The 12,577-nt window shown below is 74.1% G+C and carries 15 protein-coding genes; 9 read left to right on the top strand and 6 right to left on the bottom strand.

Annotated elements, in window-relative coordinates; genetic code table 11:
- Positions 1-40: 40 nt before the first annotated feature.
- Complete coding sequence (locus tag CHF16_RS05685; RefSeq protein ID WP_089324821.1) at positions 41-601, bottom strand: ArsR/SmtB family transcription factor; 561 nt, start codon at positions 599-601, stop codon at positions 41-43.
- Positions 602-771: 170 nt separating this feature from the next.
- On the opposite strand from CHF16_RS05685, the gene CHF16_RS05680 reads away from it, so the two are divergent.
- From CHF16_RS05680 to CHF16_RS05640, 9 genes are all read left to right on the top strand, one after another.
- The gene (locus CHF16_RS05680) at positions 772-1,272 is read left to right on the top strand and encodes an XRE family transcriptional regulator (RefSeq protein ID WP_143227884.1); all 501 of its coding nucleotides are present in this window, start codon (positions 772-774) and stop codon (positions 1,270-1,272) included.
- 65 nt (positions 1,273-1,337) lie between these two features.
- Positions 1,338-1,682, top strand: a complete 345-nt coding sequence (locus CHF16_RS05675) for an NADH-quinone oxidoreductase subunit A (RefSeq protein WP_089324819.1) — start codon at positions 1,338-1,340, stop codon at positions 1,680-1,682.
- The gene (locus tag CHF16_RS05670) at positions 1,673-2,530 is read left to right on the top strand and encodes a hypothetical protein (protein WP_218826531.1); all 858 of its coding nucleotides are present in this window, start codon (positions 1,673-1,675) and stop codon (positions 2,528-2,530) included. The genes CHF16_RS05675 and CHF16_RS05670 overlap by 10 nt, the downstream gene beginning before the upstream one ends.
- Positions 2,523-3,386: an NADH-quinone oxidoreductase subunit H gene (locus CHF16_RS05665; protein WP_089324817.1), complete on the top strand. Its 864-nt coding sequence runs from the start codon at positions 2,523-2,525 to the stop codon at positions 3,384-3,386. Before CHF16_RS05670 ends, CHF16_RS05665 begins: the two co-directional genes overlap by 8 nt.
- 24 nt (positions 3,387-3,410) lie before the next feature.
- Entirely contained in the window at positions 3,411-3,917 is a 507-nt protein-coding gene (locus CHF16_RS05660; RefSeq protein WP_089324816.1) for an NADH-quinone oxidoreductase subunit J, read from the top strand.
- The gene (gene nuoK / locus CHF16_RS05655; protein WP_089324815.1) at positions 3,907-4,212 is read left to right on the top strand and encodes an NADH-quinone oxidoreductase subunit NuoK; all 306 of its coding nucleotides are present in this window, start codon (positions 3,907-3,909) and stop codon (positions 4,210-4,212) included. The genes CHF16_RS05660 and nuoK overlap by 11 nt, the downstream gene beginning before the upstream one ends.
- On the top strand, positions 4,209-5,831 hold the full coding sequence (locus CHF16_RS05650) for a proton-conducting transporter transmembrane domain-containing protein (protein WP_089324814.1): 1,623 nt from the start codon (positions 4,209-4,211) through the stop codon (positions 5,829-5,831). Before nuoK ends, CHF16_RS05650 begins: the two co-directional genes overlap by 4 nt.
- A 4-nt stretch (positions 5,832-5,835) precedes the next feature.
- Positions 5,836-7,314 carry a complex I subunit 4 family protein gene (locus CHF16_RS05645; RefSeq protein ID WP_089324813.1) on the top strand — a complete coding sequence of 493 codons (1,479 nt, stop codon included), beginning with the start codon at positions 5,836-5,838 and terminating at the stop codon, positions 7,312-7,314.
- Positions 7,315-7,326: 12 nt separating this feature from the next.
- Positions 7,327-8,706 carry an NADH-quinone oxidoreductase subunit N gene (locus CHF16_RS05640; RefSeq protein ID WP_089324812.1) on the top strand — a complete coding sequence of 460 codons (1,380 nt, stop codon included), beginning with the start codon at positions 7,327-7,329 and terminating at the stop codon, positions 8,704-8,706.
- 12 nt (positions 8,707-8,718) lie between these two features.
- Here the strand turns inward: CHF16_RS05640 and CHF16_RS05635 are convergent, their stop codons facing one another.
- Genes CHF16_RS05635 through CHF16_RS05615 form a run of 5 tightly spaced genes read right to left on the bottom strand, consistent with a single transcriptional unit; the run spans position 8,719 to position 12,505 of the window.
- Positions 8,719-9,117 carry an NUDIX hydrolase gene (locus CHF16_RS05635; protein WP_179271403.1) on the bottom strand — a complete coding sequence of 133 codons (399 nt, stop codon included), beginning with the start codon at positions 9,115-9,117 and terminating at the stop codon, positions 8,719-8,721.
- A 29-nt stretch (positions 9,118-9,146) separates the two neighbouring features.
- Complete coding sequence (locus CHF16_RS05630; RefSeq protein ID WP_089324811.1) at positions 9,147-9,896, bottom strand: amino acid ABC transporter ATP-binding protein; 750 nt, start codon at positions 9,894-9,896, stop codon at positions 9,147-9,149.
- Positions 9,893-10,813 carry an amino acid ABC transporter permease gene (locus tag CHF16_RS05625; RefSeq protein WP_089324810.1) on the bottom strand — a complete coding sequence of 307 codons (921 nt, stop codon included), beginning with the start codon at positions 10,811-10,813 and terminating at the stop codon, positions 9,893-9,895. Before CHF16_RS05625 ends, CHF16_RS05630 begins: the two co-directional genes overlap by 4 nt.
- A complete protein-coding gene (locus CHF16_RS05620; RefSeq protein WP_089324809.1) occupies positions 10,774-11,643 on the bottom strand; it encodes an ABC transporter substrate-binding protein in 870 nt (289 codons plus the stop codon). Before CHF16_RS05620 ends, CHF16_RS05625 begins: the two co-directional genes overlap by 40 nt.
- A gap of 34 nt (positions 11,644-11,677) precedes the next feature.
- A complete protein-coding gene (locus CHF16_RS05615; RefSeq protein ID WP_089324808.1) occupies positions 11,678-12,505 on the bottom strand; it encodes an SAM hydrolase/SAM-dependent halogenase family protein in 828 nt (275 codons plus the stop codon).
- Positions 12,506-12,577: the final 72 nt, after the last annotated feature.

Genomic DNA, 12,577 nt, shown 5'->3' with positions numbered 1-12,577 from the left:
CCCGTCCGGGCCGGCGAGGGGCAACTCGGCGGCCCGGGCTCTAGACCTCCGGGAACGCCAGGAACCTGGCGTGGAAGGTGCGCGCGTCCGGCGGCGGGTCGTCGTCGGCGCGCTTGTACCGGTAGAGGAGCGCGATGTACTCCTCGAAGAAGGGGCGCACCTGGTCGGGCGTCAGCGTGACGGTGGCGAACGAGTAGAGCAGCGCGTCCGACCAGGGTCCGAGTTCGTCGCGCTCGCCCAGGAAGCGGCCGAGCATCTCGAGCTCGTTCGCGAACTCCAGCCGGACCACCTCTTCCACCGCCGCGCGCATCTCCGGCGACTGGTCGCGGTGCGGCGGCAGCCGGCGGTCGGCGTCCACCGCCCGCCACCAGCGCTCCCGCCCGCGCGCCAGCTCGGGCACCTCCTCGACGAACCCGTGCTCGGCGAACCGCCGCAGGTGGTAGCTCGTCGACCCGGTGCTCTCGCCGAGCTCGCGGGCGAGGGTGGTGGACGAGGCGGGCCCGCGCCGCAGGACCTCGGCGATCCGCCGCCGCAGCGGGTGCGCGAGCAGCCGCACCTGTGCCGGGTCGGTGATCAGCTCCGGCTCGGGTTGCTCCTTCATGCCGCCGACGCTAGGAGTTGCAAAGGCTCTTTGCAACGAGTCTCGGCAAAGTTCCCCGCGGGGGAGGAGAGGCTCCGACCTGAGGGGGAGCCGGCGCCTCCCTCTCCGGTTCCGCCCCGGCGCGTGTCCTTGGCTGACGAGCGCTGATGTGGTCAACTAAAATCACTGACATGGGGAGGGGCATGATGCGCGAGCACGCGGACGGGGTCTCGCCGGGGGCGTCGCTGGCCGAGAAGGTCGAGTGGCTGATCCGGAACCTGTGGCCGGCGGACGCCGCGCCGCCGCGCAACAACGTGGAGACGGCCGCCGCCATCGCGGCCGCCACCGGCGAGGACATCTCGTCCACCACCGTGTGGAAGCTGCGCACCGGGCGGCAGGAGAACCCGCAGCTGAAGACGCTGACCGCGCTCGCCACGTTCTTCGGCGTGCCGATCGGCTACTTCGGCTTCGCGGGCGAGTCCGCGCCGATCGGCGACGACCTCACGATCCAGGCGCTGCGCCGGGACGTGGAGCAGGGCGTCATCCGGCCGGAGGTGCTGCGCGCCCTCGTCGACCTGTCCCCGCAGGCCCGCTGGGTCGTGGACGAGATGATCCTCGCCGCCGCCGCGGCCGACCGCGACCGCAACGCGCGGGCGGAGGGCAACGGGAGCGGGCATCCCGGGCCGGGGTGAGGTTTCGGGCCGCTCCTGATCAGGTAGAGGCGGACTAGCCGGTCCGCCGACACCCCGGAGGGGCAATGCCGCCGTACGCCGTCGCCCTCTCCGTGGCCGGGCTGGTCCTGGCGCTCGTCGCGGGCGTGTACGCGGCGTCGTTCGCGCTCGCGCCGCGCGGGTTCGAGAGCGGGCCGTTCCTGTCGGGGGCGCGCCCGGCCGAGCACGCGCTGTCCCGGTACCACGTGCGCTGGTACACGGTGTCGATGGTCTTCCTGGCCTTCGACATGGAGATGGTCTTCATGTACCCGTGGGCGGTCGTCGTCGCGTCGGTGGGCGTGAAGGCGGTCGTGGAGATGTTCGTCTTCCTGGCGCTGCTGCTCGTCGGCGTCCTCTACGCGTGGCGGGAGGGGGCGCTGCGGTGGGCGTGACGGCCGACCCGCGCCCGCTCGTCGTGGCGGCCGCGGACGGCACCGCGGACCGGCTCGCGGTCGAGGCCGAGCTGCGGCGGCGCCGGTGGCGGCCCGCGCTCGCCCCCGCCGAGGCGGGCGCGCTCGTCGTCTGCGGCCGCCCCGGCCCGGCGCTGGCCGAGGCCATCGAGACCGTCTGGCGGGACATGCCGGAGCCGAGGCGGCGCGGCCTGGACGGCGGGGGCGTGAGCGGGGAGCGCGGAGGCGGGGAGCGCGAAGGCGGGGAGCGGCCTCCGCTGGAGTCCGGCGCGGAGATGGCCGACCGGGCCGACGACCGGGACGGGCTGCGGCTGGACGTCCTGCACGTACCTCTGGGGCCGGTCCTGCCCTACTGGCCCGCCGGGCTGCGCGTCGACCTGACGTTGCAGGGGGACGTCGTCCAGGCCGCGGAGGCCACCGCCGTCGACCGGGCGGACGAGACCTTCTGGACGGAGGACCGGCGGGTCGCGGCCCGCCTCGACAGCCTCTCGCGGTTCCTGCGCGTCGCCGGGTGGGACACGGCGGCGGAACGGGCCGCCGTGCTGCGGGACGAGGCCCTGACCGGAGCCTCGCCCGAGCGGCCGGCGGCGTTCGTCCGGAGGGTCCGGCGCTCGCTCGTCCTGCGGTGGATGACGCGCGGCTTCGCCGGTGTGCGGGAGCGGGTCGAGGGATGGCTCAGGGAGATCGAGGGCGCGGACGCGCCCCCGCCGATGCCGGCGGGGGAGGCGCTCGGTGCGCTGCCGTCCCTCCTGGAAGGAGCCGAGCTGGGCGAGGCGCGGCTGATCGTGGCGAGCCTCGACCCAGACCTGGGGGCGCTCGCCGATGGTTGAGGTGGCCGTCATCGGTGCGCTGGCGGTCGCGGCGGCGACGCTCAGCGGGGCCCTCGCCGGACGTCCCGCCGGGCCGTTCCGGGAGGCGGCGCGGCTGCTGACCGTGCAGCGGCGCGCCACCCACCGCGCCGACCGGCTGCTGACCGCGGTCGGGGTGGTGTCGCTGCCGGTGGCGGCGGCGCTCGCGGCGCTGGTCGTGCCGATCGGCGACCGGGCGGCCGTCGGGTCGGACGTCGGCGTCGTCTGGTTCAACGCGATGGAGGTCGTGGCCTGGGCCTCGGTGTGGCTCGCCGGATGGGGCGCCAACTCCGCGTACGCGCTGGTCGGCGGGTACCGGTTCCTCGCGCAGGGCCTCGCCTACGAGCTGCCGCACATGTTCGCGCTCATCACCGCCGCGCTGGGCGCGCACTCGCTGGACCTGCGCGCCATCGCGGCGGCGCAGCACGGGCTGTGGTTCGCGGTCTGGATGCCGGTCGCGTTCGCCGTCTACCTGCTCTCGGCACTGGCGATGGCGTTCTGGGGCCCGCTCGGGCACCCGGTGGGCGGCGACCTCGCCGGAGGCGCGGCGGCGGAGCTGACCGGGCCCGACCGGCTCGTCTTCCTGGCCGGGCGGTACGGGCTGCTCGCGGTGGCGGCGGCGGCCGCCGTCCCGCTGTTCCTCGGCGGCGGCGCGGGCCCGCTACTGCCCGGATGGCTGTGGTTTCTGGTGAAGGCGGCCGCCGTCCTCGCCCTGCTGGTCTGGACGCGCGGGCGGGTGCCCGTGCTGCGCATGGACAGGGCCATGGCGGCGGCGTGGACGGTGCTCATCCCCGCCGTGCTGCTGCAGATGCTCGTCGTCGGGATCGTCGTCGTCTGATCGTCGAGTGGGAGGAGGGAGTCCGTGGAGGACGTCGCGTTCTGGGTGCTCGCCGTGCTCGCGGTCGCGGCCGGTGCCGCGGTGTTCCGCGTCGACTCGATGGCGCGGGCGACGTTCGCGCTGCTCGCGTCCTTCCTGTGCGTGGGCGCGGAGCTGCTGCTGGTCGACCTGCACTACCTCGGCGTGCTGGTCGTGCTCATGATGATCATGGAGATGCTGGTGATGGCGGTCTTCATGGTCATGTACATGATGAACCCGGCCGGGCTGATGCCGATGACGATGACGCACAACGCGCGCGGCGCGGCCGGGATCTCCGCAGCGCTGTTCGCCGCGCTCGCCGCCGGGATCCTCGCGGTGCCGTGGCCGGAGCGGGCGGGCCGCCCGCCGCGCGACCCGACGTTCGCGCTCGGTGAGTCGATCATGGGGCCGAAGATGGCGGTGATGATGGTGATCGGCGTCGCGATCCTGGCCACCATGATCGCCGCGGTGGTGCTGGCGACGCACCGGGGGCGGTACGGCGATGACGCTTGAGGCGTTCCTGCTGCTGGCCGCCGCGCTGTTCTGCGTCGGGCTGTACGGGGCGCTGTCCCAGCAGTCCATCGTGATGCTGATGATGGGCCTCGAACTCATGATCAACGGTGTGGTGGTCGCGGCGGCGGGGTTCTGGTTCTGGGTGTCGCCCGGCCTGCCGGACGGGCAGGTCCTCGTGCTGGTCGCGATCACCGTCATGGCGCTGGAGATGGCGATGGGGTTCGCCGTCGTCACCGCGCTCTTCCGGGCCCGGGATGTGGACATGACGGATGAAGCTGGGGATCTGAAGGGATGACGTCCCTGCAGTTGGGCGGGTTGGCGGTGGACGGGTTGTCCGCCGTGCTGCTGGTGACCCTGGCCGTCGTCCTCGCGGCCGTGCTGGTGTTCGCGGCGGGGGAGCGGTACCGGGTCCGCTTCTACGCGCTGATGCTGCTGTTCGCGGCGGCGATGGCGGTCACGGTCACGGCGACGGACCTGTTCATGCTGCTGATGGGCTGGGAGGTCATGGGCGCGATGTCGTACGCGCTCATCGGTTACGCCTGGCCGGACGCCGGGCGGGTCCGGTCGGCGGACGTCGCGTTCCTGACGACCCGGGCCGCCGACATGGGCCTGTACGCGGCGGCGGGCTTCGCGCTGGCGGGTGCCCATTCGCTGCGGCTCGACGAGCTGGCGCGGGCGGACGCCCCCTGGCGGGATCTGATCGCGGCGGGGATCGTGGTGTCCGCGCTGGGCAAGTCGGCGCAGCTTCCGTTCTCGTTCTGGCTGGCGCGGGCCATGGCGGGCCCGAGCCCGGTGTCGGCGCTGCTGCATTCGGCCACGATGGTCGCCGCCGGCGCGTACCTGCTGATGCGCGTCCATCCGCTGCTGGCGGCGACCGGCTGGGCGGACGCGCTGGTGGCCTGGGCGGGCGCGGTGACCGCGCTGGCGCTCGGCGCCGTCGCGCTGGCCCAGCGGGACCTCAAGCAGCTCCTCGCCGCGTCCACGTGCGCGCAGATCGGCTTCATGGTGCTGGGCGCGGGGGCGGGCTCGGTGGGCGGGGCGACGGCCCAGCTGGTCGCGCACGCGGCGGTGAAGAGCCTGCTGTTCCTCTGCGCGGGCGCCTGGCTGGCGGCCCTCGGGACCGAGCGGCTGGACGGGCTGCGCGGCGCGGCACGGCGGCATCCTCTCGTCGGTGCCGCGTTCGGCGTCGGGGCGCTGGCGCTGGCGGGGGTCCCGCCGCTGTCGCTGTGGGTGACGAAGGACGAGGTGCTGCGGGGGCTGCCCGCCGGGCTGCTCGCGGTGGCGCTGGCGGCGTCGGTGCTGTCGGCCGCCTACGCGGCGAAGGCGCTGTTCGCGGTGGTCCGTCCCGCCGAGGGGGCGGGCGTGCGGGTGCCGGTGCTCGGGCAGGCCCCGCTGGTCGTGCTGGCCTTCGCGGCGGCCGTGCTCGGGGTGCTGGGGCTGCCCGCGGTGGCGGACGCCTGGCGCCGCCTGCTCGGCGTGCCGGACGAGGGCGGCCCCGGCCCGTGGGTGCTCGTCCTCTCCGGCGTGTTGGCGGTGCTCACGGTCGGGGTGGCCGGGGCCGTCCGGCGGGTCCCGGCGCCGGGGTGGGCGGCGGAGTGGCTGTACCTGGAGCGGGCCGCCGAAGCCGTTGTCGTCCGGCCGGTCCTCGCCGCCGCGCGGGCGCTGGCCCGGTTCGACGACCGGGTCGTGGACGGCGCCGTCCGGGGCGCGGCGCGGGGCGGCCGATGGGCGGCGGGCCTGGCCGGACGCCGGGTCGAGATCCGGGTGGACGGTGCGACCGCCCTGGTGGCGCGCGCCGCCCGAGCCCTGGCCGGGCTGGCCCGCCGCCCGCAGACCGGGCAGGTGCACCTGTACTACGCCCAGGCCGCGGTGGTGCTCGCGGTGCTCGTCGCCGTCGCGGTCCTGGCCGGGTGACCCGATGCTGACCCTGGTGATCTTCCTGCCGGTCCTGGTCGCGGCCGTGCTGCCGGCCGTCCCGCGCCGCGCGGTGCCGTGGACGTGGACCGCCGCCGCCTTCGCCGAGGTCGCCCTCGTCACCTGGATGTGGGTCGCGCACGGGACGGGCGGCGGGCTCTCCTACGAGACCGATGTGCGGTGGATCCCGTCCGTCGGGGCGGGCTACCACGTCGGCGTGGACGGCCTGTCGCTGCCGCTGCTCGCCCTCACCGCCGTGCTGTTCGCGTCATGCGCGCTGTACTCGCTGCGGCAGACGCACCGGGTGCGGGCGTTCGCGATGCTGTTCCTCTTCCTGGAGACGGTGTGCCTCGGCCTGTTCGCGGCCCTCGACCTCCTGCTCTTCTTCGTCTTCTTCGACCTGTCGATCGTCGGCATGTACTTCGTGATCCTGCTGTGGGGGCACGGGGACAGGTCGCGGTCGGCGCTGAAGTTCTTCCTCTACACGTTCCTCGGGTCGCTGGTCCTGCTGCTCGGCTTCATCGGCCTCTACCTCGGCGCCGACCCGCACACCTTCGACATGGTCGAGCTGATCCGGAACCCGCCGCACGGGGGCCCGGCGGGGCTGACGCTGCTCGCCGTCGCGATCGGGCTCGGCATCAAGACGCCGGTCGTCCCGTTCCACACCTGGCTGCCGCCCGCGCACACCGACGCGCCCGCCGCAGGGTCGGCGATCCTCGCCGGGGTCATGCTGAAGATGGGCGCCTACGGGCTCGTGCGGATCGCGATGCCGATGCTGCCGGACGCCTGGCGCCGCTACGCGCTCGCCTTCCTGATCGTCGGGCTGGTCGGCGTCCTGTACGGGGCACTGGTCGCCCTCGCACAGGAGAACATCAAGCGGCTCATCGCCTACACGTCCGTGAACCACATGGGCTACATCGTGCTCGCGCTTGGCGCGGCCGGGTACGCGTCGGGCGACGCGGACGCGCGGCGGCTCGCGGTGACCGGCGCGGTGACGCAGATGGTGAGCCACGGGCTCGTCACCGGCGCGCTGTTCCTGCTGGCCGGGGTCCTGCACGACCGGGCCGGCAGCTACGACCTCGGCCGGTTCGGCGGGATCGCGCGGGACGCCCCGGTGTTCGCGTGGCTGTTCGCGGTGGCCGCGTTCGCCTCGCTCGGACTGCCCGGACTGTCCGGGTTCATCGCCGAGTTCCAGATCTTCGCCGGGACGATCGGCAGCGGCACCGCGGCGGCGGCCGTGACCGGCGCGCTCGCCGTCCTCGGCATCCTGGTCACGGCCGCGCTGTTCCTGCGCGTCCTGCACCGGGCCGTGCTCGGGCCGCCCGGCGAGCTGACCGCCCGGGTCACCGACGTGCGGCGGCCCGAACTGGCCGCGCTCGCCCCGCTGCTGCTCCTGTCGCTGCTCATCGGCGTCGTGCCGCGCGGCCTCCTCGACACGATCGAGCCGGTCTCGGCGGCCGTCGTCGGGCTCCTGGGACGGTGACGCGGGACGGTGATGAACGAGAACCCCGCCGACCTCGCCCCCGAGCTGTGCGTCCTGCTCGCCGCCGTCCTCGGCCTGGTCAACGGCCTGTTCCTGCCCCGCGCCGGGCAGTGGCGGGTCGCGGTGGTCTGCGCGGCGGGGCTCGCCGCCGGGCTGGCCGCCGCCGGGGTGGCCGCGACCCGCGCGGACCTGACGGTGTTCGAGACGCTCCAGGTCGACCCGATCACGCACGCCACCCGGATCACCGTGCTCGGCGCGACGCTCGCCGTGCTCGCCCTCGCCGCCGGGCCGGTGCGCGGCCATCCGCGGGAGAGCGAGCACTACGTCCTGATCCTGCTGTCGGCGCTCGGGGCGATGGTGCTCGGGGCCTCGTCCGACCTGCTGGTCCTGGTCGCGGCCTACCTGCTGGCGAGCATCCCCGCCTACGCCCTCGCCGGGTTCGGCAAGGACGCGCCGGGCACCGAGGCCGCGCTGAAGTACTACCTGATGGGCGCACTGCTCGGCGTCTTCATGCTCGCCGGGGTGACGGTGCTGTCGGGGGTGGGGCGCGGCACGTCCTACGCGGCGCTGCGCGCGAACCTCGCGGACGCGCCCTCTGCGGCGGTCGCGGCGGGCGTCGTCGCGCTGCTCGCCGGGCTGCTGTTCAAGGCGGGCGCCGTCCCCGGGCACTTCTGGGTCCCGGACGTCACCGAGGGCGCGCCGCGCGCCGTCGCCGCGTTCGTCACGACCGTCCCGAAGATCGGTGCGTTCACCGCCCTCTACCGGTTCGGCGCCGAGGCCCTCCCGCCCGGCGCCGCCGGGTGGCCCGCGCTCGTCGCGGTGATCGCGGCGGCGACCATGACGCTCGGCAACCTCGCCGCGTTCGGGCAGGACAACGTGCGGCGGCTGCTGGCCTACTCGACCATCAGCCAGGCCGGCTACCTGCTCGTCCCCGTCGCGATGGCCGGGCGCACCGGCCTGGCCGGGCCCGCGCTGCTGTACTACGTCGCCGCCTACGCGGTGACGAACGCGGGCGCGTTCGCGGTGGTCCTCGCCGCCGGACGCGACGACCTCGCCGGGTACGCCGGGCTGATGCGACGCTCGCCCGCGCTCGGCCTGGCGCTGGCGGTGTGCCTGCTCGGCTTCGTCGGCACGCCGCCGACCGCCGTGTTCGTCGGGAAGGTCCTGATGTTCGGGGCGGCGCTGGACGGCCGCTACCTGTGGCTCGCCATCGTCGCCGCCGTCAACTCGGTCGCGAGCGTCTTCTACTACCTGCGCTGGATCGTGCCGACGTTCCGGCGGCTCCCGGACGAGGCGCCGCGCCCGGCGCGGGGCGCCACGGCGGTCGCGGTCGGCGCCGCGCTGCTCTCGCTGGCGCTCGGGATCGGGGCCGGTGCCGCGCTCGCCGCGTGAAGGCGAACCCGGTCAGTTGAGGAGGCCGTGCTCCCCGGCCAGGTCGAGCGCCGCCCGCGCCGCCGGGGCGAGCAGGTGCCGGTCGCCGCGTCCCACGTAGACGTACTCGTCCACCTCTCCCGCGGCGGTCATCGCGCCACGGTAGGCGGCGGTGAAGCAGGCCATCCGCACGTGGGCGAAGTCGGGCTGGTCGTGGGCGGGCGCGCGGATGACGCCCAGCTCTCGGAAGGACGCCCGGTCCAGCTCCAGCGCGAGCTCCTCACGGACCTCGCGGGACAGGGCCGACCAGTCGTCCTCGCCGGGCTCCCGCTTGCCGCCCGGAAGGTAGAGCAGGTCGCGGCCCCGGGACCGCACGGCGAGCATCCGCCCGTCCGACACCTGCACCCACGCCACCACGTCGAGATCCGCCACGCGACCAGTCTCCTACAGCCCGCTGGACACTACAGCCGCCGGGATTCGAGGACCCGGCGCAGGAACTCGCGGGTCCGCGGCTCGGCGGGCTCGGTGAAGATCTGCTCGGCGGGCCCGCGCTCCAGCAGGACGCCGTCGTGCAGGAAGCACACCGTGTCGGCGATGTCGCGGGCGAACCCCATCTCGTGGGTCGCCAGCACCATCGTCATGCCGGAGTCCTTCAGCTCGCGGATGATGTCCATCACCTCGGTGACCAGCTCGGGGTCGAGCGCGGACGTCACCTCGTCCAGCAGCAGCAGGCTCGGCCGCCCCGCCATCGCCCGGACGATCGCGACGCGCTGCTGCTGCCCGCCGGAGAGCCGGTCGGGGTACTCGCCGGCCTTGTCGGCGAGCCCGAACCGCTCCAGCAGCTCCCGCGCGTCCCGCTCGGCCTCGGCGCGCGGCCGCTTGTGCACCCGCACCGGCGCGAGGGTGATGTTGTCCAGCACCGACATGTGCGGGAACAGGTTGTAGGACTGGAACACCATCCCGATGCGCTTGCGGACGTCGTCGGGATCGGCGTCCGGGTCGGTGATGTCGTCGCCGTCCAGGAAGATCGCGCCGTCGTCGACCGTCTCCAGGACGTTGACGCAGCGCAGCAGCGTCGACTTGCCCGAGCCGGACGCGCCGATCAGGCAGACGACCTCGTGCGGCGCGACGTCCAGGTCGACGCCGCGCAGCACCGGATGCGCGTGGTAGGTCTTCCACACGCCCTCGACGCGCAGCAGCGGTCCGCTCATGTGCCGCCTCCGGGGGCGCGGCGCCGCTCCGCGCGCGCCGCGAGATGGTCGGTGAACCGCGCCATCGGCACCGTCAGCGCGATGAACAGCACCGCCGACGCCAGGAACGGCGTGTAGTTGAAGGTCGCGGACGAATGGATCTGCGCCTGCCGCAGCGCCTCCAGCGGGCCGAGGACGGCGACGAGCGCGGTGTCCTTCTGCAGCGACGCGAAGTCGTTCAGCAGCGGCGGCACGACCCGGCGCACCGCCTGCGGCAGCACCACGAAGCGGAGGCTCTGCGCGCGGCTGAGGCCGAGCGACCGCGCGGCGGCGCGCTGGCTCGGATGGATCGAGTCGATCCCGGCGCGGAACACCTCCGCGACGTACGCGCCGTAGGAAAGCACCAGCGCGAACCCGCCCAACACCGCCGGGCTGTCCGGAACGCCCTGCAGCCGCAGCGCGGGCAGCCCGAACCCGACCAGGTACACCAGCAGGATCGTCGGGATGCCCCGGAACACGTCGGTATAGGCGACGGCCAGCGCCCGCAGCGGGAAGAACAGCGGGCTGCGCACCCCCCGCGCGAGCGCCACCAGCAGCCCGACGGCCAGGATGACCGGCTCGGCGATCAGGAAGATCTGGACGTTCAGCCAGAAGCCGCGCAGCACGTCGGGGAACGCGTCGCCGAACTCGCCCCAGGAGAAGAACGTCTCCCGCACCCGCGGCCAGCCGGGCGAGGACAGCACGACCGCCGCGACGACGGCCGCGAACAGCACGGTCGACGCCGTGGCGAGGGACGCCGACCGGACGCCCGCGCGGCGGCGCCGCCGCTCCCGGTCGAGCTGCCGCTCGCTCTTGACCCAGGCGGCGCCGTCCGCGGGCGCGCTCTTCCCGCCCGCGGTCACTTCAGCACGGGAGCGCCGGCCGACGACGTCAGCCACCGCTCCTCGATCTTCGCCAGCTCACCGGAGGACTTCAGCTCGCCGATCGCCTGGTTCAGGCAGCCCACCAGCGCGTTGCCCTTCTCCAGCAGCAGGCCGAAGTGCTCGGTCTCCCCGCCCTGCGTCTGCGGCAGCTGCCCGACGATCTTGGAGTCCTCGACCTGGGCGGCGGTCACGTAGAACGCGGTCGGCAGGTCGACCAGCAGCACGTCCGCCTGCTTGTTCTTCAGCGCGTTGACGGCGTCGATCTGGTTGTTGAACACCTTCGGCTCATTGCTCGGCTGGAGCTGGTTCTTGACCGCCTGGTACGAGGTCGTGCCGACCTGCACGGCGATCTTCGCCTCCTTCAGCTCGGCGATGCTCTTCGCGTCGGCGAACTTGGTGCCCTCCAGCGCGACGACGCCCTGCTGCACGTCGTAGTAGCCGTCGCTGAACGTCACGGCCTTCTCGCGGGCCGGGGTGACGGAGATCTGGTTGATGTCGAAGTCGAACTTCTTGGTGCCGGGCGCGTAGGACGACTCGAAGGACTCGACCGTCCAGGTCACCTCTTCCTTGGTGAACCCGAGCTTGCCGGCGACCGCGTAGGCGACGGCGCTCTCGAAGCCCTCGCCGTTCTTCGGGTCGTCGTCCTTGAACCACGGCTCGAACGCCGGCTTGTCGGTGGCGACCGTGAGCTTGCCGGGCGTCTTCAGGGTGAGCTTGTCCTTCGTGCAGGACGCGGGGCTCTTGGAGGCGTCGGCGGCGCCGTCCTCCTGCGGGGCGCAGGCGGTGGCGGCGAGGGTCAGCGCGGCCAGTCCGGTGAGGACGGCCGCCAGGGGGCGGCGGTGCAAAGGGGGCCTCCAGCGGTCTTTTTTCTTTGTCAGGTCAGGAGCGGGGGGCGGCGGGGCGCAGCGTGAGGGACCGCACGCCCGCGAGGCCGAGGGCGTCGGTGGCCGAACCCTGGTTGACGGCGAGGCCGAGCCAGCCGGACGAGTCGGTCCACAGCAGCGGCTCGCCGGGCGCGACCGAGCCGAAGGTCTCCGCGAAGGCGACCCGCGCCGAGCCGGGCTCCGGAACGGTCCAGGTGACGTCGAGCGGGGTTCCGGGCTCCAGCTCGCCGAACGCGGCGGACAGGTCGCCGGGCTCGGCGCCGAGGACGAGGCTGCCGAAGCGGTCGGTGTACAGGACGGGGACGGTCAGCCCGCCGCCGTCCTGTACCGGGGGCGGCACGTCCAGCGGCAGCGGCTCGACCGCCGCGCCGAGGCCGGCGACGGCGGCGCCGTTCGCGACGTGCGCGGCGGCCGGGGAGAAGATGTCGCGGCCGTGGAAGGAGGACGACACCTCCGGCAACCGGTACGCCGGGTTCTCCAGGGCGTGCGCCCGCACGACGCCGCCCAGCTCCGCGGCGGCCGGGACGAGCAGCCCGTTGTCGGGGCCGATGAGCACGTCCCCGCGCCCGGTCTCGACCGCGATGGGGCGGCGCGGCGTCCCGACGCCCGGGTCGACGATCCCGGTGTGCACGCCCACCGGCAGGTACGGGAGCGCCTGGCGGAGCAGCATCGCGCCCTCGCGGACGTCGAACGGGGTGATCTCGTCGCTGAGCACCAGGACGGTGGCCCCGGGCGCGATCGTGTGGACGACGCCCGCGCAGATGGCGGTGTAGGCGGCGCCGAAGTCGGTCGCCAGGCTGACGAACGGGCGGCTCTCGGACATGGGCGACCTCGGCGGGACCTGCGGTGATGACGGAGGGTGAGAGGCAAAAGGGTACCAAGCCGGTGATCAGCC

It is taken from the genome of Actinomadura meyerae, from assembly GCF_900188445.1.
Taxonomy (GTDB): Bacteria; Actinomycetota; Actinomycetes; order Streptosporangiales; family Streptosporangiaceae; genus Spirillospora; species Spirillospora meyerae.
This window is presented reverse-complemented; position numbering and strand designations above follow the sequence as displayed.

What these genes read in the sequence shown, in the direction of transcription:
- CHF16_RS05685 (WP_089324821.1), bottom strand. Translation starts at nt 601, where the DNA reads ATGAAGGAGCAACCCGAGCCGGAGCTGATCACCGACCCGGCACAGGTG.
- CHF16_RS05680 (WP_143227884.1), top strand. Translation starts at nt 772, where the DNA reads ATGGGGAGGGGCATGATGCGCGAGCACGCGGACGGGGTCTCGCCGGGG.
- CHF16_RS05675 (WP_089324819.1), top strand. Translation starts at nt 1,338, where the DNA reads ATGCCGCCGTACGCCGTCGCCCTCTCCGTGGCCGGGCTGGTCCTGGCG.
- CHF16_RS05665 (WP_089324817.1), top strand. Translation starts at nt 2,523, where the DNA reads ATGGTTGAGGTGGCCGTCATCGGTGCGCTGGCGGTCGCGGCGGCGACG.
- nuoK (WP_089324815.1), top strand. Translation starts at nt 3,907, where the DNA reads ATGACGCTTGAGGCGTTCCTGCTGCTGGCCGCCGCGCTGTTCTGCGTC.
- CHF16_RS05650 (WP_089324814.1), top strand. Translation starts at nt 4,209, where the DNA reads ATGACGTCCCTGCAGTTGGGCGGGTTGGCGGTGGACGGGTTGTCCGCC.
- CHF16_RS05645 (WP_089324813.1), top strand. Translation starts at nt 5,836, where the DNA reads ATGCTGACCCTGGTGATCTTCCTGCCGGTCCTGGTCGCGGCCGTGCTG.
- CHF16_RS05640 (WP_089324812.1), top strand. Translation starts at nt 7,327, where the DNA reads ATGAACGAGAACCCCGCCGACCTCGCCCCCGAGCTGTGCGTCCTGCTC.
- CHF16_RS05630 (WP_089324811.1), bottom strand. Translation starts at nt 9,896, where the DNA reads ATGAGCGGACCGCTGCTGCGCGTCGAGGGCGTGTGGAAGACCTACCAC.
- CHF16_RS05615 (WP_089324808.1), bottom strand. Translation starts at nt 12,505, where the DNA reads ATGTCCGAGAGCCGCCCGTTCGTCAGCCTGGCGACCGACTTCGGCGCC.